Below are 17694 nucleotides of genomic sequence, written 5' to 3'. Positions count from 1 at the left end.
GGTCAGCCGCCGATCGCGTTCATGCCCCGCACGGGCTGCAGGAACGCCGGATCGTCGATCGCGTGACCGGGGAGCTTCCCGCGCACGCAGGAGCGCAGCATCCCGTCGATGTCCTCGTCCCGGCCCGCGCCGGCGCGGAGCACCGGCAGCAGGTCGTACTCGGTGGTCGAGAAGAGGCAGTTGCGCAGCTGCCCGTCCGCGGTGAGCCGCAGCCGGTCGCAGTCCCCGCAGAACGGCGCCGTCACGGACGCGATCACGCCGACGGTGTGCGGTCCGCCGTCGAGGAACCACCGGGCCGCCGGCGCCCCCGCGCGCCCAGGCACGGGCGTGAGTGCCCACCGCCGGCCGAGGGCGGTGAGGATCTCGTCCTGGGTCACCATCCGCGCCCGATCCCACGTGTGCCCGGCGTCGAGGGGCATCTGCTCGATGAACCGCATCTGCGCGTCGTGGGCGACGGCGAACTCGACGAGATCGATGAGCTCGTCCTCGTTGACGTCGCGCATGGCGACCGCGTTGAGCTTCAGCGGACGGAGGGGGGATGCCGCGGCCGCGGCGATCCCGTCGAGCACATCGTCGAGCCGATCGCGCCGCGTGAGCTCGCGGAACCGCTCGCGCCGCAGCGTGTCGATCGAGATGTTCAGGCGCGCGAGCCCCGCGGCGACGAGGTCGGGGAGCACCTCGCGCAGGCGGATGCCGTTCGTGGTCATGGCGATGTCGACCGGACGGCCCTCCGGGCCGCGGACGGCGGCGAGGCGCCTCACGACGTCCACGATGTCGGTGCGCAGCAGGGGCTCGCCGCCGGTGAGCCGGAACGTCGTGACCCCGTCCGCGGCGGCGACGCGGGCGACCTCGACGATCTCGTCCACCGTGAGGATGCTCGATTTCGCGAGCCACTCGTTGCCCTGCTCGGGCATGCAGTACGTGCAGCGCAGCGAGCAGCGGTCGGTGAGGGAGATGCGCAGGTCGCGGTGGACGCGCCCGTGGGTGTCGACGAGCGGGTCGCCCGGGCGCCCGCCGGAGGAGGCGTCGAGGAGCGGCTCCCGCGGCCGGGGCGGCCGCGCCGCGATCGTGACCGGGACCGCCGTCACGCGGGGATCCTGCCGGTCCGGGGCCGATGCGCCATGGTTCGAGCGTAGCCCCGTGTCCGACGGGTCGGCTCCGGCCGGTTATTCACGGCCCCGGGTGGTGCGCCCCGCGCGGCGAGGTGGGATGCTGTCTGCGAAAGCGGGTCGGCGGCTCGCTTCAATGTGGTCTGACCACATGATACTGTGGTCAGACCACAGGATGTATTCGAGCGATCGGAGGAACGCATCGTGGATCTCCTGGACCCCCTGCTGCTCGCCCGCTGGCAGTTCGGCCTCACGACGCTCTACCACTTCCTCTTCGTCCCGCTCACGCTCGGCATGGCGCTCACGGTGTCGATCTTCCAGACCGCCTGGTTCCGCACGGGCAACGTGAAGTGGCTCCACCTCACGCGGTTTTTCGGGAAGATCTTCCTCATCAACTTCGCCATGGGCGTGGTGACGGGCATCGTGCAGGAGTTCCAGTTCGGCATGAACTGGTCGGCCTACTCGCGGTTCGTGGGCGACGTGTTCGGCGCCCCGCTCGCGTTCGAGGGCCTCATGGCGTTCTTCTTCGAGGCGACCTTCATCGGCCTGTGGATCTTCGGCTGGGATCGCCTGCCCAAGGCGCTCCACCTCGCGAGCATCTGGATCGCCACGATCGGCGCCTGGTTCTCGGCGTACTTCATCCTCGCGGCCAACGCGTTCATGCAGAACCCCGTCGGCTTCCGGATGGCCGACGACGGCTCCCGCGCCGAGATGACCGACTTCTTCGCGGTCCTTGGAAACCCCGTCGCGCTCGCGGCCCTCCCCCACACGCTGTTCGCGGCGTTCATGATGACCGCGGGCGTCATCATCTCGATCTCGGCCTGGCACCTGCTGCGGGGGCAGAACACCGAGATGATGCGCACGTCGCTCAAGTACGGCCTGTGGGGCATGATCGTCGCGTTCGCCGGCGTGGCGCTCTCGGGCGACCAGCTGAGCCTCGTGATGGTGCAGACGCAGCCGATGAAGATGGCGGCCGCCGAGGCGATGTTCGACAGCGCGTGCGGGGCGGATGCCTCGTTCTCGATCTTCACGCTCGGAACCCCCGACGGCACGAGCGAGCTGTTCTCCCTCCGGGTTCCGTTCCTCCTCGCGCTGCTGTCGACCCACTCGTTCGACGGATGCGTGGAGGGCATCAACGACCTCAACCTGGCCTACACCACCGAGATGTTCCCGCAGTTCGCCGACCAGGTGGACGGGAACTTCGCGCCGATCCTGTGGGTCACCTACTGGTCCTTCCGCTGGATGATCGGGCTCGGCGCCGTCGCGGCGCTGACGGCGGTCGTGGGATTGTGGCTCACGCGCAAGAAGGCGAAGCGCGACGTGCCGACCTGGGCGTGGAAGCTCGCCGTCTGGGCGTGGCCGGCCTCGCTGCTCGCTCTCCTCGTGGGGTGGGTGTTCACCGAGATGGGCCGCCAGCCCTGGATCGTGTTCGGCCTCATGCTCACGGAGGACGGCGTGTCGCCGACCGTCCCCGGCTGGACGGTGCTCATCTCGCTCACGGCCTTCACCCTGATCTACGCCGCACTCGCCGTGGTCGAGTTCGGGCTGATCGTGAAGACCGCCAAGAAGGGCCCCGACCCGCTGCCCGGACCCGATGACCCCGACCCGCGCGAGCGCGCGGTCGAAGACACCCCCACGACGGTCTACTAGGAGCACCCCATGGACCTCGCATACCTCTGGTTCTGGATCGTCGGCTTCCTGTTCGTCGGCTACTTCGTCCTGGACGGGTTCGACTTCGGCGTCGGGATGTCGCTGCCGTTCCTCGGCAAGGACGACATCGGGCGCCGGCAGATCATCAACACCATCGGACCCGTGTGGGACCTGAACGAGACGTGGGTGATCGTCGCGGGCGCGTGCCTCTTCGCCGCCTTCCCCGAGTGGTACGCGACGCTCTTCAGCGGCTTCTACCTCGCACTGCTGCTGATCCTGCTCGCTCTCATCCTGCGCGGCGTGTCCTTCGAGTACCGCCATCAGCGCGAAGGCCTGCGCTGGAAGCGGGGCTTCGACCGCATGATCGTCATCGGCTCCGCGGTTCCCGCCCTGCTGTGGGGCATCGCGGTGGCCAACATCGTCCAGGGCGTGCCGCTGGACGCCGACCACGAGTTCACCGGCTCGCTGCTCACGCTCTTCAACCCGTACGGCCTGCTCGGCGGGCTGACGACCCTGCTGCTCTTCTTCACCCATGGCGTGTACTTCGTCGCGCTGAAGACCGACGGGCAGGTCGCGGCGGACGCGCGACGCCTGGCCGGACGCGCCGGCGCGCTCACGATCCTCGTCGCGGCGGTGTTCCTCGCGTGGACGGTCGGGATGGCCTTCGGGGAGGATCGCGAGCTCGCGGGCGCGACTGCGGTGCTCGCAGTGATCGCCGCGGCGCTCCTGGTCGCGTCGTGGGTCTCCAACGCCCGGGGCCGTGAGGGATGGGCGTTCGGCTTCGGCGCGGGCACCATCGTGACGGCCGTCCTGGCGCTGTGGTTCGCGCTGTTCCCCTACGTGATGCCGTCCCGCCCCGACCTGGCGAACAGCCTCACGATCGAGAACGCCTCGAGCACCGACTACACCCTCATGATCATGTCGTGGGCGGCGCTCATCTTCCTTCCGCTCGTGCTGCTCTACCAGGGCTGGACCTACTGGATCTTCCGCAAGCGCGTCTCGCGCAGCCGCATCGAGAAGGCGGCCGCCGTCGCCCACTGAGCCTCGGCGGCGGGTCGCAGCATCCCCTCACCCCCGGATCCGCGATCCGAACACCGAATGAGACACCTTTGTGCGAACTGCCCTGTTCATGACGGGCGATCTCGCACAAAAGTGTCGGTGGGACGGGGTGGGTAGGGTCGAAGGGCGATGAGCGATACCGAGAGCGCGGGGCCGCCGCGCACGTCGAACAGGCCGGTCGACCCGCGCCTGCTGCGGTACGCCAGGGCCTCGCGGGGCTTCTTCGTCGCGATCGGCGCGATCGCCGTCGCACAGACGGCCGTGGTCGTCGCGTTCGCGTGGCTCCTGACGCGGGCGATCACCGGCGCCATTGCGGGGATGCCGCTCCCCGAGCTCTCGTCGACCCTCGTGGCCCTCGCGGCGGTCGTGGCCGCGAGGGCCGTCCTGCTGTGGGCGCGAGAGGCGGTCGCGGCGCGCGCGGCGGCCCGCGTGCAGACGCAGCTGCGCCAGGCGCTCGTCGAGGCCGTGGGAGTCCTCGGACCGGAGTGGCTGGCGATCCGCAACTCCGCGCAGCTGGCCGTGACGGCCGGGCGCGGCCTCGACGCGCTCGAGGCCTACTTCGGCCGCTACCTCCCCCAGCTCGTGCAGACCGTCGTGGCCACGCCGATCATCGTCGCGGTGATGTGGTGGCAGGACTGGATCTCGGGCCTCACCGTGGTGCTGACCCTGCCGCTGATCCCCATCTTCATGGTGCTCATCGGACTGGCGACGCGCTCGGTGCAGCAGAAGCAGTGGCGCACGCTCCAGCGGCTCGCGGCGCGTTTCGCCGACACCGTCCAGGGGCTCTCCACGCTCAAGGTGTTCGGGCGCCAGCACCGGGCCGCGGCATCCATCGAGCAGGTCACCGGCGAGTACCGCCGCGAGACCATGCGGGTGCTGCGCATCTCGTTCCTTTCCGGCTTCGCGCTCGAGTTCCTCGCGAGCATCTCGGTGGCGATCATCGCCGTGTCGATCGGGTTCCGCCTCCTCGACGGGGCGATCGCCCTCGGGGTCGGCCTCTTCGTGCTGCTGCTCGCGCCCGAGGCGTATCTCCCGCTCCGCCAGGTCGGCGTGCAGTTCCATGCGGCCGCCGAGGGCGTCGCGGCGACCGACGACGTGTTCGACGTACTCGACGCCGCGCGGTCGACCGGTCGGGGCCGCGCGACCGCTCCGACCGCTCCGGACGCTCCGACCGCTGACGGCGTCGCCCCGGGAGCCGTGCTGCGACTCGACGACGTGCGCGTGCTGCGCGGCGGGCGGATGCTCCCGCCGGCCTCGTTCGAAGCGGCACCGGGCTCCGTCGTGCTCATCGAAGGACCGAGCGGTGCGGGCAAGACCAGCACGCTCGCCGCACTCCGCGGTGCGGCGGACTTCCGCGGCACCGCGGAGTACGGCGGGGCCGACGTGCGGGCGCTCCCGCCGTCGGTGTGGCTGGCGTGGGCGGGGCAGCATCCCGGACTCGTCGCCGGCTCGATCTCCGCGAACGTCGCGCTCGGCGACGATGAGGCCGAGCCGGCGCTCGTGCGCCGCGCGCTCGAGATCGCCTGCGCCGGGGACCTCGACCCCGCGCGCGAGCTCGGCGTGCAGGGCGCGGGGCTGTCGGGCGGCCAGGCGCAGCGCGTCGCCGTGGCGCGCGCGGTGTACCGGCTGCTGCGCGGGCGCGCGCGCGTGCTCGCCCTCGACGAGCCCAGTGCGGCGCTCGACCCCGAGACCGAGGGGAGCCTGTGGCGGGGACTGCGCGCCCTCGCCGACGAGGGCGCGACGGTGCTGCTGATCTCGCACCGCACGAGCGCGCGGACCATCGCGGACCGGGTCGTCCGCCTCGAGCCGAGCGAGGTGGTCGTGTGACGGACACGACTCCGACCACTCCGGCCGACATCCTCCGCGGTGCCCTGCCGCCCGGCCGTCGCCTGTGGCCGGCCCTCGCCTCGGGCTTCGTCTCCGAGGCGTCCGCGGTGGCTCTTCTGGCGGTGAGCGCGTGGCTGATCGTCCGCGCGAGCGAGCAGCCGCCGGTGCTGTACCTGTCGGCCGCGGTGGTCGGCGTGCGGTTCTTCGCGCTGTCCCGCGCCTCGTTCCGGTACCTCGAGCGCCTCACCGGGCACGACGCGGCGCTGCGGCAGCTCGCCGCGACGCGCGCGTCGCTCGTGCGGCGCCTCGTGCCGCTCGCACCCGACGGGCTCGCGCGCACGCGTCGCGGGTCGGTGCTCGGCGCCCTCGTCGACGACGTGGACGATCTGCAGAACCTGCCGCTGCGGGTGGTGCAGCCGCTCGTCGCGTCCGCCGCGGTCGCCGTGGGGGCGGTCGTGCTCGTCGCGTTCGTGTGGTGGCCGGCCGCGCTCACCCTCCTCGCGTGCCTCGTCGCGGCCGCCCTGGCCGCCACGCTGTGGGGCTGGGCGGCCGGCGGCCGGGCCGAGCGCGAGATCGCGCCGTTGCGCGCGCGGCTCGCGGACGCCGTCACCGACCACCTCGGAAGCCTCGACGTCCTCGTCGCTTACGGCGCGGAGCAGGGCAGCCGGGCACGCATCGCGGAGGCCGACGCGGCCCTCCGCCGCGCGGTCGTACGTCGATCGGGTGCGCAGGCGGGTACAGCGGCCGTCGTGTCCGTCCTCGCCGGCGCGGCGTCGATCCTCGCCGTCCTCGCCGTCCTGCCGGGAGCGGCGTCCGGAGCCCTCGACGGACCCTCGCTCGCGGTCGCTGTGCTGGTCCCGTTGGCCGTGTTCGAGGTGTTCGCGGCGGTCCCGGCGGCGGCCGCCGCGTGGCGGCAGGTCCGAGCATCGGCCGAGCGCATCGCCGACGCGGTTCCCGACAGCCTCCCCGACGGACTCGTCGCCGAGCACGTCGCGCCGCGCGGCCAGGCCCCCGCCCTCGGCGGCGGTGTGCGTCTGCGCGACGCGTCGGCGCACTGGCCCGGAGCGGTCGAAACGGCGCTGCAGGGCGCCGACCTCGACGTCCGGCCCGGCGAGCGGGTGCTCGTGATCGGCCCCAGCGGTGCCGGGAAGACGACGCTCGCACACGCGCTCGTGCGGTTCCTCGAAGTCGAGGGCGGTTACGACATCGGCGGGCGGTCGGTGCACGGACTCGCCGGCGACGACGTGCGTCTCACCGTCGGCCTGTGCGAGCAGCGGCCCATGCTCTTCGACGAGGACATCCGTCAGAACCTGCTCTTCGCGCGCGACTCCGCGACGGACGCGGAACTCGAGGAGGCCCTTTCCCGCGCCGGGCTCGGGGCGTGGCTCCGGGCGCGCGGCGGCCTCGGCGCCCGCGTCGGCGAACGGGGCGCCCTGGTGTCCGGCGGGCAGGCGCAGCGCATCGCGCTGGCCCGCGCGCTGCTGCGCGACTTCCCCGTGCTCGTGCTCGACGAACCCACGGCGGGCGTCGACCCCGAAGCATCCGACGCCCTCCTCGCCGACCTGCTCGGCGCGGTGGGTCCCGACCGCGCGGTGGTGCTCATCTCGCACGTGACGGTGCCGCGCGGACTCGTCGACCGGGTCGTGCGCATCGAGGGGGGTCGTCTGCGCGCCTGACCGGCGGACTCAGCTCGGCGGCTCCGACTTTCTGGCCTCGACCCGTTCGCCGGGCTCGTCGCTCGCCGCCTGCGCCGCGGCGGCGATGCGGCTCGCCATGCCGGCGAAGACGAAGCCGTGGAACGGCAGCACGGCGAGCCAGTACAGGCGGCCCGCCAGTCCGCGGGGGAAGAAGACCGCCCGCTGGTCGTAGCGCGATCCGTCGCCTTCCGGCGTCGCGCGCAGCTCGAGCCACGCGAGCCCGGGCACCTTCATCTCGGCGCGCAGGCGCAGCATCCGTCCCGGCTCGATCGCTTCGACACGCCAGAAGTCGAGCGCGTCCCCGACGCCCAGGCGCTCCCGGGATCGCCGGCCGCGAGCGAGGCCGATGCCGCCGACGAGGCGGTCCATCCAGCCGCGGATCGCCCACAGCACGGGCGACGAGTACCAGCCGTTCTCGCCGCCGATGCCCTCGATGACGCGCCACAGCGCCTCGACGGGGGCCGAGGTGTGCGCCGTGCGCGCATCGGTGAAGACCACCTTCCCCGCCCACTCCGGGTCGTTGGGGAGCGGATCGCTCGGCACACCCAGCACTTCGCCGTCGGCCCAGCTCGTCTCGACCGTGTCGGTCTCGACGCGGCCCAGCGCCATGCGCACGGCCTGCCGGTAGGGCGTCAGTCCGTCGGCGGGACGCGGGATGAGGTCGTCGACGTCGTGGTCCTTCATGACGCACTCGTTCTGCAGCGACTCCACGAGCGGGCGGGCGAGGGATGCCGGGATCGGCGTCACCAGGTTGACCCACAGCGAGGCCAGCCGAGGCGTGAGCACCGGGAGCGCCGCGATCGGGCGCTGATGCAGCCCCGCCTCGACGGCGTAGCCGTTCATCATCTGGCCGTAGCGCAGCACGTCCGGGCCGCCGATGTCGACGGCCCGGTTGACGTCGGGCGACACCCGTGCGGCACCCAGCAGGTAGTGGAGCACGTCGCGGACCGCGATCGGCTGGATGCGGTTGCGAACCCAGCGGGGCGCCGGCATGTACGGGAGAACCTCGGTGAGGTGGCGCACCATCTCGAACGATGCCGAGCCGGATCCGATGACGACGCCGGCCTGCAGCACGAGGGTCGGCACCCCGCTGCCGAGGAGAACCTCGCCCACCTCGACGCGCGAGCGCAGGTGCGGGGAGAGCGGCGCACCCGCAGGGTGCAGGCCTCCGAGGTAGACGATGCGCCGGACGCCCGCCTCGCGCGCGGCACCGGCGACCGTTTCGGCGGCGCGGCGATCAGCGTCGGCGAAACCGCTGCCGGCCGCCATCGAGTGCACGAGGTAGAACAGCACGTCGACTCCTGCCATCGCGTCCGCGACGGCAGCGGCATCCGTGGCGTCGCCGGCGAAGGTCTCCACACGCTCGCCCCACGAGAAGGCCGCGACGCGAGCGGGCTCGCGAGCCAGCACGCGCACGGCGTAGCCCGCGGCGAGCAGCCGGGGCACGAGTCGTCCGCCGATGTAGCCGGTCGCGCCGATCACGAGGGCGCGCGGAGGCGTGCCGTCGTCGCGGGGCTCGGCCACCAGGGCCGGTTCGCGTCCGGTCGGGGCGGAGAAGTCGTCCATGCCTGCAGGCTACGCGCCGCGGCTGCGGGGATGAAGCACTTGACGGGACCGCCGAGGTCAGTCCAGCGGCATGCCGAACGCACGGACGTCGTCGTCGGAGGGGAGCGGCGTGAATCCCACGCGGGGATAGAACGCGACCGCGCCGGCGTTGTCGGCGGAGGCGATCAGGTGGAGCCCGCGGACTCGGCGCCCCCGGAGCTTGCCGACGAGGGTGTCGATGAGCCGGCGGCCGAAGCCGGTGCCCTGCGCCTCGGGGAGGAGATCGATGTGCAGGTGGGCGGGGTACCGCTCGGCGTAGGGGGACGCGGTCGCCCCGCGCGCGTACGCGTAGCGGACGATGGCGTCCTGGCGGCTTTCGACGGACGAGGGGAGGGGCGGGCGCCGCGTGCGGGCCGGCCACCACTCCGAGCGGAACCACTCCTCGAATGCGGCGGTGTCGGGCGCACACACGATATAGCCGACGACGCGGCCGTCGTCGGCCTCGACGACCCACGCCAGGTCGGGATGGCGTGCGACGTAGGGCAGCACGAAGATCTCGGCCCACAGCTCGTCGTCGTCGAGCACGCCGGTGGCATCGGACCCGGCATCGGCCGTCCGCAGGCACACGTCCGCCAGGGCGGGTTCGTCACCGGAGCGGAAGGGACGGATGCGCACGCGACGAGTCTAGGAGCCGCTCACGACACGGGGATGAGCCGCACGTCCGACGCCGCGAGCCTCAGGCGCACGGGGACGCCCGCGACGAGGCCGAGCTCGGCCGCCCGGTCGGCCGGGAGGTCGACCGCGACCTCGGGTTCGGCTGTGCGCACCCGCACGCCCGCGGGGGTGTGCTCGAGCCGCGTGATCCGCGCCAGCCATTCCCCCTCGCGCGCGGCGGCGGGCTCGAGGCGCAGCGCGCTCGTCCAGGTGTCGTCCACGACCGACTCGATCTCGACCGACGACGGACGGAACACCGCGGCGACCTCGTGACCGTCAGCGGGGAGGGATGCCGCGCCCTCCGCCGCGAGCACGAGCGGGCCCTGGCCCCACCGGCCGGCGCGCACCGTTCCGACGACCCGGTTCAGCCCCGCCACGGCGGCGGCGAAGCGCGAGGCCGGCGCGGCCAGCACCGCGCGCACCGGGCCGGACTGGGTGACGCGACCCTCCTCGAGCACGACGAGGGTTCGGGCGAGGGAGACCGCGTCGACGGCGTCGTGCGTCGCCACGACCGCCGTCGTCCGGGTCGCGACGAGCTGCTCGTGCAGGAGGGCCCGCACATCCCCCGCCGTCTCGGTGTCCAGCGACGTGAGCGGCTCGTCGAGCAGGAGGACCGCCGGCGACGTCGCGAGGGCCCGCGCGAGCGCGACCCGCTGCTGCTGCCCTCCCGAGAGCTCCGCGGGTCGCCGACCGCCCATCCCCGCCAGCCCGACCCGCCACAGCCACTCGTCCGCCTCTCCCCCGGCGACCTCCTTCGGAGCGCCGTGGACGCGCGGGCCGAAGGCGATGTTCTCGTGGGCGGTGAGGTGGGGGAACAGCCGCGGCTCCTGGGCGAGCAGCACGATCCCGCGCCTCGACGGCGTGGTCCGCACCCTCGGCTTGGGTCCCCGGTCGAGCTCCCGCTCACCGAGCCGCACGTGTCCCTCGCCGAGTTCGACGAGCCCGGCCAGGACGCCGAGGAGCGTGGACTTGCCCGCGCCGCTCGGACCCATCACGGCGACCGTCTCGCCGGGTTCGGCGCGCACGGCGGCGTCGAGACGGAATCCGGGACGCTCCACCACCACGCGGGCATCCAGTCCGGCGGCGGTCATCGCTGCGCCTCCGGTCGCCACGCGCGGACGAGCAGGAGCACCGCGACGGCGGTGACCAGCAGGAGGAGCGACAGCGCGACGGCCGTGCCCTGCGAGACGCCGGCGCCGTTGAAGGCGGTGTAGATGGCGAGCGGCATCGTCTGGGTCACTCCCGGCGCGTTGCCGGCGAAGAGCGCGGTGGCGCCGAACTCGCCGATCGCGCGCGCGAAGCACAGCACGATGCCCGCGATCAGGCCCGGCGCGGCGAGCGGAAGCGTCACGCGGCCGAGGATGGTCCAGCGCCCCGCGCCGAGAGCGGCCGCCGCCTGTTCGTAGCCGACCCCGGTCGTCCGCAGCGAGCCCTCCAGCGCGAGCACGAGGAAGGGAAGGGCGACGAACGTCTGCGCCAGTACTACCGCGCTGGTGGTGAAGGGGATCCGAAGGCCCCACTCCGCCAGGATGCCGCCCAGCCAGCTCGTGCGGCCGAAGAGGAACAGCATCGCCACGCCGCCCACCATCGGCGGCAGCACGAGCGGCACCGTGACGAGCGCGCGGAGCACCGCTGCCGTCCGCGCACCGCTGCGGGCGATCAGCAGCGCCAGCGGCACCCCGAGAACGACGCACGCCGCGGTCGCGATGAGACCCGTGACGAGGGAGAGCACGAGAGCGGAGACCGCCTCGGGCGAGGTGATGTCCGTCCACAGCGTGGACCAGTCGACCCGGAGCACGAGCGCCGTCAGCGGCAGCGCCAGGAGCGCCAGTCCGAGGACGGCGGGCACGGCGAGGACCCGCGGGACGAACCCGGCGCGTGCGCCACCGGCGGCCGTCACGGCGCCCCGAATCCGAGTGCGTCGAGCACGGAGCGGCCGTCGTCCGACAGTACGAAGACGACGAAGGCCTCCGCGGCGTCCGGGTTGGCCGCCTCGGCGAGCGCGGCGACCGGATAGCGGTTGACCACGTCGGCGGCCCCCGCCGCCTCGATCTGTTCGACGTCTCCGGAGCCTCGCGCGTCGGTCGCGTAGACGAGTCCGGCGTCGGCCTCGCCCGCCGCGACCTTGGTGAGCACGGCGGTCACGTTCTGTTCCAGGCTCGCGGGCGCGACGACGACGCCGTTGTCGGCGAGCAGGGTCTCGGAGGCGGCGCCGCACGGCACCTCGGGGGCGCACAGCACGACGGTGAGGTCGCCGCGCGACAGGTCTTCGATCGCCTGGACGCCGCCGGGATTCCCGGCGGGAACGATGATGACGAGCGTGTTGGAGGCGAAGAGCTCGGGGGCGCCGGCGAGTCCGGCGTCGACCACCCGCTGCATGTTGGCCTCGTCGGCCGATGCGAACACGTCTGCGGGAGCGCCCTCGATCAGCTGCGTGGCGAGGGTGCTCGACCCGTCGTACGAGATCGGCAGCACGTCGAGCCCCGGATGCTGCGCCTCGAACTTCGCCGCCAGCTCGTCGAAGGCCGCACCCAGCGATGCCGCCGCGAAGATCCTCAGCTCGCCGGCCGGCTCGTCGCCCGCGGGCGAACCACCGGCCGGCTCCTCTCCCGCGGGCGCGCACCCCGTGACGGCGAGCAGACCTGCGACGAGTGCGGCCACGACGGCGGGACGAGAGCGCACGGGTCAGGTCCTCGGGGTCTCGACGATGACGTTCGTGGCCTTGACCACGGCGACGGCGAGCGATCCGACATCCAGCCCGAGGTCGTCCACCGCCTCGGCCGACAGGATCGACACGACCCGGTGGGGTCCGGCCTGGATGTCGACCTGGGCCATGAGGCCGTCGCGCTGGACCCGGGTCACGAGCCCGACGAAGCGGTTGCGCGCGCTCGAGAGCACGTCGCCGGTCTCGGCGGGGGCCGACGCGAGCGCGACCGCCTTCGCGGCGAGCGCGTCGCCGGGGATCTCGGCCGGTGTCGAGCCGGTGGTCGGAAGCGCGCCGGCGTCGACCCACCGGCGGACCGTGTCGTCGCTCACCCCGAGCAGCCTCGCGGCCTCGGCGATCTTGTAAGCGGGCATGTCCGGAACCCTAGCACCGCATGCGCGGACGATCGCCCTCGATGCATCCGCTCTTGCGGATATCTCGCCTTCCTGCGCCCGCCGTCGCCGCCCCGCAATACCCTGGAGCCATGCCGTTTCCGCCGCTCGTCGACCCCCTTCCTGCCCTCCCCGAGGACGAGGTCGTCCGGACGGCGCGTCACGCGCGTCTCGCCGGCTTCGGCGACCTCGCACAGCGCCGGCTCGCCGCCGCGCACGTCGCGGTCGTCGGCGCGGGAGGTCTCGGCTCACCCGTCGTGCTCGCGCTCGCGGCCGCCGGCGTCGGAACACTGACGGTGATCGACGACGACGAGGTCGAGGCATCCAATCTCCAGCGTCAGGTGATGCACCGCGTCGCCGACATCGGGTCCGCGAAGGTCGACTCGGCCGTGCGCGTGGCGGGCGAGCTCGCGCCCCGCACCGTCGTGCGGGGGGTGCGCGAGCGCCTCACCTCCGGCAACGCCGCCCGGCTGCTCGCCGGTGCGCACGTCGTCGTGGACGGCACCGACACGTTCGAGACGAGGGATGCCGTCGCCACCGCCTGCGAGCACCTCGGGGTCCCGCTGGTGTGGGGCGTCGTGCAGGAGTTCCACGCGCAGGTCACCGTGTTCTGGTCCGCGCCGCCCGCCGGGTTCCCGGCCGTGCGGCTGTCGGATCTGCATCCCCCCGAGACCGCCGGGGACGTCCCGACGTGCGAGCAGGTCGGAGTTCTCGGACCGCTGTGCGTGCAGACGGGAGCGATGCTCGCGACGGAGACGGTCAAGCTCATCACGGGTGTCGGCGACCCGCTGCTCGGCCGCGTGGTCGTCATCGACGCGCTGCGTGGCCGCACCGACGACATCCCCCTGCGCGCGGCGCTCGCGCCCGTGACGGCTGCGCGCGTCACCGCGGCACCGCACGTGGACGCGGTGCCGCACGTCGACGCGGTGCCGCACGTCGATCTCGCCGCCGCCCGTGCCGCTCACGCCGCCGGGGCTGTTCTCCTCGACGTGCGCGAGCCCCACGAGACCGCGTCGGGCGTCCTGCGCGGCGCGCGCGAGGTGCCCCTCGCGCGCCTTCTGGCCGACCCGGCCCTGGCGGGCGCGGGACCGGTCGTCGTGATCTGCCAGGTCGGCGTGCGCGCGGAGCGGGCAGCGCGCGCGCTGCGCGACGCGGGGATCGAGGCGTCCGTGCTCGCGGGCGGCATGGACGCGTGGGCTCCCGACCGGCGGCGGACGCCGGCATGAGCCCCGACGAGCTCCTCGCCGTCGAGGACCACCTCGCCACCGTCCTCGCCGCGGTGCGACCCGTCGAAACCGTCTCCGTGTCCGTGTCCGCCGCGCGAGGCCGGACCCTCCGCACGCCCCTCTGCGCCGCCGTGGACATCCCGGTCTTCGACAACTCCGCGATGGACGGCTTCGCCGTCCGGTTCGACGACGTGGCCGACGCCGCACCCGAGGCGCCGGTGAGGCTGCGCGTCGTCGCCGATCTGCCCGCGGGGACGAGCCTCGACCCGGCGCTCTCCCCCGGCGAGGCGGCGCGCATCATGACGGGTGCGCCGGTGCCGTCCGCGGCGACGGCGATCGTGCCGTTCGAAGACACCTCGGGGGGCCTCGCGGATTCGCTCGAGATCGTCGAGGTCCTGCGAGCGCCGACGGCCGCGGGCGCTCATGTGCGTCGCCGTGCCGACGACGCACGCGCCGGCGACGAGCTGCTCCCTGCGGGGGTGCTGCTGGGTCCGCTTCAGCTCGCGGCCGCCGCCGCGGCGGGTGTCGTCGAGGTCGAAGTGAGCCGCACGCCGCGGATCGCGATCGTCTCGACGGGATCCGAGCTCGTCGCTCCCGGCGCACCGCTGGCCTACGGCCAGATCCCAGAGTCCAACAGCGAACTGCTCGCGGGGCTCGCCGCGGAGGCGGGCGCCGAGGTGGTGCTCCGGACGCGGGTGGATGACGAGGGCGAGGGGCCGCGCGAGGCCGTCACCGCCGCGGAGCGCTTGGGCGCCGACGTCGTGGTGTTCTCGGGCGGGGTGAGCGCCGGCGCCTACGAGGTCGTCAAGTCGACGCTCGGTGACGTGATGGCGTTCACGAAGCTGCGCATGCAGCCCGGCAAGCCGCAGGGTTTCGGCAGGGCGCCGTCGGGCACGCTGCTGTTCGGGCTCCCCGGCAATCCCGTGAGCGCGGCGGTGTCCTTCGAAGTCTTCGTGCGCCCGGCCCTCCTGCGCATGCAGGGCCGCACCGAACTCGACCGTCCCCTCCTGCGGCTGCCGGCGGCGGTCGGCTGGCGCACGCCGCCCGCACGCGCGCAGTACCTGCCGGTGACGATCGACCGCAGCGATCCCGCCGGCTGGCGGGTCGTTCCGGCCACTCGCGGAGCCTCGCACCTCGCCGGCGGTCTCGGCCGCGCCGAGGCCTACGCCGTCGTCCCCGCGTCGGTGGTCGAGGTCGCGGCGGGGGACGCGGTCGATGTCATGCTGATCACATGAGCTTCACGCACCTGGACGAGGGCGGCCACGCCCGCATGGTCGATGTCACGGGCAAGCAGCCGACGGTGCGCGCTGCGACGGCGCGCGGGTTCGTGCGGTGCTCGGCCGAGGTCGTCGCGGCCCTTCGCGACGGCACCGTTCCGAAGGGCGACGTGCTGGCCGTCGCGCGCATCGCCGGCATCCAGGCGGCGAAGCGAACCCCCGACCTCCTCCCCCTCGCCCACGTCATCGGGGTGCACGGCGCGGTCGTCGACCTCGTCGTCGAGGACGACGGCGTCGCGGTCGAGGCCACCGTGCGCACCGCGGACCGCACCGGCGTCGAGATGGAGGCGCTCACCGCCGTGTCCGTCGCCGCGCTCGCCGTGGTCGACATGGTGAAGGCGCTCGACAAGGGCACCTCGATCGAGCGCGTGCGCCTGGTGGCGAAGACCGGCGGCAAGAGCGGCGACTGGGTGCGCCCCGACGGGGCGTGACGTGACCGGACTCGGCGCGATCCTCCTCGCGGGCGGGCGCGGCACCCGGCTGGGCGGGGCCGTCAAGCCGCTCCTCGACGTGGGCGGCGCCACGCTTCTCACGACGGCGGTCGCGGCGGCACGGGATGCCTCGGCCGACCCGATCACGGTCGTGGCACCGGTCCTCGACCCGGACCTGGCGGTCGAGTGGGTGCGAGAGGATCCGCCCTACGGCGGCCCCGCGGCGGCCACGGCGGCCGCCCTCGAGTCCTGGCCGGTGGCGTCCGAGCCGGAATGGACCCTCCTCCTCGCGTGCGATCTGCCCGAAGCGCGCGCGGCGGTGCGCCGCCTGGTCCACGATCTGCCGCTCCTCCCCGCCGACACCGACGGCCTGTGCCTCGGCGACCCCGCGAGTCGCCCGCAGTGGCTGACGGGGGCGTACCGGACGGCCGTGCTGCGGAACGCGGCATCCACTCTCCCCGACCACGGGACGGGCGCGTCGATGCGGGCCCTGCTCGCCGACCTCGCGATCACCGTGGTGGCCGCACCGGCGCCGCTCACCCGGGACGTCGACACGTGGGAGGATCTGGAGCAGGCGCGCACCCGCGCCGCGCACGAGGAGTCGCCATGACCGATCAGTCCCGCACCCTTCCGCCTGAAGCGCTCGACGCCTGGGCCGCCGCGCTGCGCGAGCGATTCGCACTCGCCGACGCCGACGTCCCCGTCTCCGCCGTGCTCGACCTGACGCGCGACGTCGCGAACGACGTCGCGCGTCCGGCGGCGCCCCTCGGCGCCTTCGTCGCCGGACTCGTGGCGGGGCGGGCCGGCACCGACCCGGCCCAGGTGCGGGAAGCTCTCGACGCCGTGGCGGAGCTCGCCGCGGGGTGGGACGCGTGATGCCGGTCGTCCGCTACTTCGCCGCCGCACGCGACGCCGCCGGACGCGACCGCGAGGAACGGACCGAGGCGACGGTCGGCGAACTCCGGCTCGCGGTCTCGGCCGAGCACCCCGCCCTCGGCGGAATCCTGCCGCGCTGCGCGGTCCTCGTCGGCGGCTCGCGCGTCGACGACGCCACCGCGCTGACGGGCGACGACCTCGTGGACATCCTCCCGCCCTTCGCGGGCGGCTGACGGCGCCCGGGGCCTCAGCCCGCCGGCCTCAGCCCCCGAGACCGAGCCACGTCGCGGTGCCGTCGACCTCGACCTGCCTCTTCCACACCGGGAGAGAGGTCTTGATCGTCTCGATGACGGCGCGGCACACCTCGAACGCCTCCGCGCGATGGGCCGCGGCCACGGCGATCACCACGGCGGCGTCCCCCACCCCGAGGTGCCCGACGCGATGCGAAGCGGCGACGGCGGCGCCCGTTTCGCCGATCGCGTCCTCGCAGATGCGGCGCAGCGTCGCTTCGGCATCGGGGTGCGCGGTGTACTCGAGTCTCACGACGGCCGCCGCGGCATCCGGGTCGTGGTCGCGGACCCGCCCCACGAAAGTGGTGACGGCGCCCGCCGCGACATCCTCGACGGCGTCGAGGTGCGCGGCGAGGTCGAGCGGCTCGGAGCTGATCGCCGCCACGCGCACCGGCATCAGTGATCGCCCCCGCCCAGCTGGTCGAGCACGTGCCCGGCGACCGACAGCAGCACCGGCATCCCCGAGGCGACGCCCCGCGGCGAGCCGGGGAGGTTGACGATGAGCACTCCGTGGGGATCGGCGACTCCCGCGATTCCCCGCGTCAGCATGCCCGCCGGCTTCTCCGCCGCGCCCCGTCGGCGAAGCTCCTCGGCGATGCCCGGCACCTCCCGCGTGACCACGCGCAGCGTGCCCTCGGGTGTCTCGTCGCGCGGCCCGACGCCCGTCCCCCCGGTCGTCACGATGAGCTTGACGCCCGCCATGATCTCGGCCTGCAGCGCCCGCTCCACGCTCTCGGCACCGTCGGACACGATCACGGCGTCGTCGCACTCGTAGCCCGCGCCGCGGAGCGCGGCGACCGCGACGGGACCGCTCTCGTCGGGACGCGCGCCGGTGGACGACCGGTCGGAGACGGTGATGACGGCGGCGCGGGTCATGCCCCCAGCCTAGAGAGCCCG

At 73.7% G+C, this 17694-nt stretch carries 19 protein-coding genes; 10 read left to right on the top strand and 9 right to left on the bottom strand.

Annotation, left to right across the window (positions count from 1 at the left end; translation table 11 throughout):
- Window positions 1-2 precede the first annotated feature (2 nt).
- Window positions 3-1088: a GTP 3',8-cyclase MoaA gene (gene moaA, locus ACFQ0P_RS10350; protein WP_378772105.1), complete on the bottom strand. Its 1086-nt coding sequence runs from the start codon at window positions 1086-1088 to the stop codon at window positions 3-5.
- Window positions 1089-1313: 225 nt separating this feature from the next.
- On the opposite strand from moaA, the gene ACFQ0P_RS10345 reads away from it, so the two are divergent.
- The 4 genes from ACFQ0P_RS10345 (at window position 1314) to cydC (ending at window position 7321) form a co-directional block, all read left to right on the top strand.
- A complete protein-coding gene (locus tag ACFQ0P_RS10345; RefSeq protein WP_204978618.1) occupies window positions 1314-2759 on the top strand; it encodes a cytochrome ubiquinol oxidase subunit I in 1446 nt (481 codons plus the stop codon).
- A 9-nt stretch (window positions 2760-2768) separates the two neighbouring features.
- A complete protein-coding gene (gene cydB, locus ACFQ0P_RS10340) occupies window positions 2769-3800 on the top strand; it encodes a cytochrome d ubiquinol oxidase subunit II (protein ID WP_204978617.1) in 1032 nt (343 codons plus the stop codon).
- A 147-nt stretch (window positions 3801-3947) separates the two neighbouring features.
- Window positions 3948-5645, top strand: a complete 1698-nt coding sequence (cydD, locus tag ACFQ0P_RS10335) for a thiol reductant ABC exporter subunit CydD (RefSeq protein ID WP_204978615.1) — start codon at window positions 3948-3950, stop codon at window positions 5643-5645.
- Window positions 5642-7321, top strand: coding sequence for a thiol reductant ABC exporter subunit CydC (gene cydC, locus ACFQ0P_RS10330; RefSeq protein ID WP_204978614.1), 1680 nt, complete (start codon window positions 5642-5644; stop codon window positions 7319-7321). Before cydD ends, cydC begins: the two co-directional genes overlap by 4 nt.
- 9 nt (window positions 7322-7330) lie before the next feature.
- Here cydC and ACFQ0P_RS10325 read toward each other — a convergent pair whose 3' ends face one another.
- From ACFQ0P_RS10325 to ACFQ0P_RS10300, 6 genes are read right to left on the bottom strand one after another with little or no spacing between them, the layout of a single operon-like run.
- Window positions 7331-8908, bottom strand: coding sequence for an SDR family oxidoreductase (locus ACFQ0P_RS10325; protein WP_204978612.1), 1578 nt, complete (start codon window positions 8906-8908; stop codon window positions 7331-7333).
- Between the two features lie 57 nt (window positions 8909-8965).
- Entirely contained in the window at window positions 8966-9562 is a 597-nt protein-coding gene (locus ACFQ0P_RS10320; RefSeq protein WP_204978611.1) for a GNAT family N-acetyltransferase, read from the bottom strand.
- A 20-nt stretch (window positions 9563-9582) separates the two neighbouring features.
- A complete protein-coding gene (locus ACFQ0P_RS10315) occupies window positions 9583-10692 on the bottom strand; it encodes a sulfate/molybdate ABC transporter ATP-binding protein (RefSeq protein ID WP_204978610.1) in 1110 nt (369 codons plus the stop codon).
- Window positions 10689-11501 carry an ABC transporter permease gene (locus ACFQ0P_RS10310; protein ID WP_204978608.1) on the bottom strand — a complete coding sequence of 271 codons (813 nt, stop codon included), beginning with the start codon at window positions 11499-11501 and terminating at the stop codon, window positions 10689-10691. Before ACFQ0P_RS10310 ends, ACFQ0P_RS10315 begins: the two co-directional genes overlap by 4 nt.
- Complete coding sequence (gene modA, locus ACFQ0P_RS10305; protein WP_204978606.1) at window positions 11498-12283, bottom strand: molybdate ABC transporter substrate-binding protein; 786 nt, start codon at window positions 12281-12283, stop codon at window positions 11498-11500. Before modA ends, ACFQ0P_RS10310 begins: the two co-directional genes overlap by 4 nt.
- 3 nt (window positions 12284-12286) lie before the next feature.
- Window positions 12287-12679 carry a TOBE domain-containing protein gene (locus tag ACFQ0P_RS10300; RefSeq protein WP_204978605.1) on the bottom strand — a complete coding sequence of 131 codons (393 nt, stop codon included), beginning with the start codon at window positions 12677-12679 and terminating at the stop codon, window positions 12287-12289.
- Between the two features lie 110 nt (window positions 12680-12789).
- Here ACFQ0P_RS10300 and ACFQ0P_RS10295 point away from each other — a divergent pair, with 110 nt between their 5' ends.
- From ACFQ0P_RS10295 to ACFQ0P_RS10270, 6 genes are read left to right on the top strand one after another with little or no spacing between them, the layout of a single operon-like run.
- Window positions 12790-13923 (top strand): ThiF family adenylyltransferase, encoded by a 1134-nt coding sequence (locus ACFQ0P_RS10295; RefSeq protein WP_204978604.1) that lies wholly within the window; start codon window positions 12790-12792, stop codon window positions 13921-13923.
- The gene (locus ACFQ0P_RS10290; protein ID WP_204978603.1) at window positions 13920-15158 is read left to right on the top strand and encodes a molybdopterin molybdotransferase MoeA; all 1239 of its coding nucleotides are present in this window, start codon (window positions 13920-13922) and stop codon (window positions 15156-15158) included. Before ACFQ0P_RS10295 ends, ACFQ0P_RS10290 begins: the two co-directional genes overlap by 4 nt.
- Window positions 15155-15631, top strand: coding sequence for a cyclic pyranopterin monophosphate synthase MoaC (gene moaC / locus ACFQ0P_RS10285; RefSeq protein ID WP_204978602.1), 477 nt, complete (start codon window positions 15155-15157; stop codon window positions 15629-15631). The genes ACFQ0P_RS10290 and moaC overlap by 4 nt, the downstream gene beginning before the upstream one ends.
- A gap of 1 nt (window position 15632) precedes the next feature.
- Window positions 15633-16241 carry a molybdenum cofactor guanylyltransferase gene (gene mobA / locus ACFQ0P_RS10280; protein WP_204978601.1) on the top strand — a complete coding sequence of 203 codons (609 nt, stop codon included), beginning with the start codon at window positions 15633-15635 and terminating at the stop codon, window positions 16239-16241.
- Window positions 16238-16507, top strand: coding sequence for a DUF6457 domain-containing protein (locus ACFQ0P_RS10275; protein WP_204978600.1), 270 nt, complete (start codon window positions 16238-16240; stop codon window positions 16505-16507). Before mobA ends, ACFQ0P_RS10275 begins: the two co-directional genes overlap by 4 nt.
- Window positions 16507-16740, top strand: a complete 234-nt coding sequence (locus tag ACFQ0P_RS10270) for a MoaD/ThiS family protein (protein WP_204978599.1) — start codon at window positions 16507-16509, stop codon at window positions 16738-16740. Before ACFQ0P_RS10275 ends, ACFQ0P_RS10270 begins: the two co-directional genes overlap by 1 nt.
- A 28-nt stretch (window positions 16741-16768) precedes the next feature.
- Here ACFQ0P_RS10270 and ACFQ0P_RS10265 read toward each other — a convergent pair whose 3' ends face one another.
- Complete coding sequence (locus ACFQ0P_RS10265; protein WP_378772389.1) at window positions 16769-17197, bottom strand: molybdenum cofactor biosynthesis protein MoaE; 429 nt, start codon at window positions 17195-17197, stop codon at window positions 16769-16771.
- Window positions 17194-17673: a MogA/MoaB family molybdenum cofactor biosynthesis protein gene (locus tag ACFQ0P_RS10260; RefSeq protein WP_204978596.1), complete on the bottom strand. Its 480-nt coding sequence runs from the start codon at window positions 17671-17673 to the stop codon at window positions 17194-17196. The genes ACFQ0P_RS10265 and ACFQ0P_RS10260 overlap by 4 nt, the downstream gene beginning before the upstream one ends.
- Between the last annotated feature and the right edge of the window lie 21 nt (window positions 17674-17694).

The organism is Microbacterium insulae (assembly GCF_042677065.1).
In the GTDB taxonomy this organism is placed as follows: Bacteria; Actinomycetota; Actinomycetes; order Actinomycetales; family Microbacteriaceae; genus Microbacterium; species Microbacterium insulae.
This window is presented reverse-complemented; position numbering and strand designations above follow the sequence as displayed.

Bases quoted from the DNA above. Each gene is read 5' to 3' on its own strand.
- cydB (WP_204978617.1), top strand. From the start codon at position 2,769: ATGGACCTCGCATACCTCTGGTTCTGGATCGTCGGCTTCCTGTTCGTC.
- cydD (WP_204978615.1), top strand. From the start codon at position 3,948: ATGAGCGATACCGAGAGCGCGGGGCCGCCGCGCACGTCGAACAGGCCG.
- ACFQ0P_RS10325 (WP_204978612.1), bottom strand. From the start codon at position 8,908: ATGGACGACTTCTCCGCCCCGACCGGACGCGAACCGGCCCTGGTGGCC.
- ACFQ0P_RS10315 (WP_204978610.1), bottom strand. From the start codon at position 10,692: ATGACCGCCGCCGGACTGGATGCCCGCGTGGTGGTGGAGCGTCCCGGA.
- ACFQ0P_RS10300 (WP_204978605.1), bottom strand. From the start codon at position 12,679: ATGCCCGCTTACAAGATCGCCGAGGCCGCGAGGCTGCTCGGGGTGAGC.
- ACFQ0P_RS10295 (WP_204978604.1), top strand. From the start codon at position 12,790: ATGCCGTTTCCGCCGCTCGTCGACCCCCTTCCTGCCCTCCCCGAGGAC.
- ACFQ0P_RS10290 (WP_204978603.1), top strand. From the start codon at position 13,920: ATGAGCCCCGACGAGCTCCTCGCCGTCGAGGACCACCTCGCCACCGTC.
- moaC (WP_204978602.1), top strand. From the start codon at position 15,155: ATGAGCTTCACGCACCTGGACGAGGGCGGCCACGCCCGCATGGTCGAT.
- ACFQ0P_RS10275 (WP_204978600.1), top strand. From the start codon at position 16,238: ATGACCGATCAGTCCCGCACCCTTCCGCCTGAAGCGCTCGACGCCTGG.
- ACFQ0P_RS10270 (WP_204978599.1), top strand. From the start codon at position 16,507: ATGCCGGTCGTCCGCTACTTCGCCGCCGCACGCGACGCCGCCGGACGC.
- ACFQ0P_RS10260 (WP_204978596.1), bottom strand. From the start codon at position 17,673: ATGACCCGCGCCGCCGTCATCACCGTCTCCGACCGGTCGTCCACCGGC.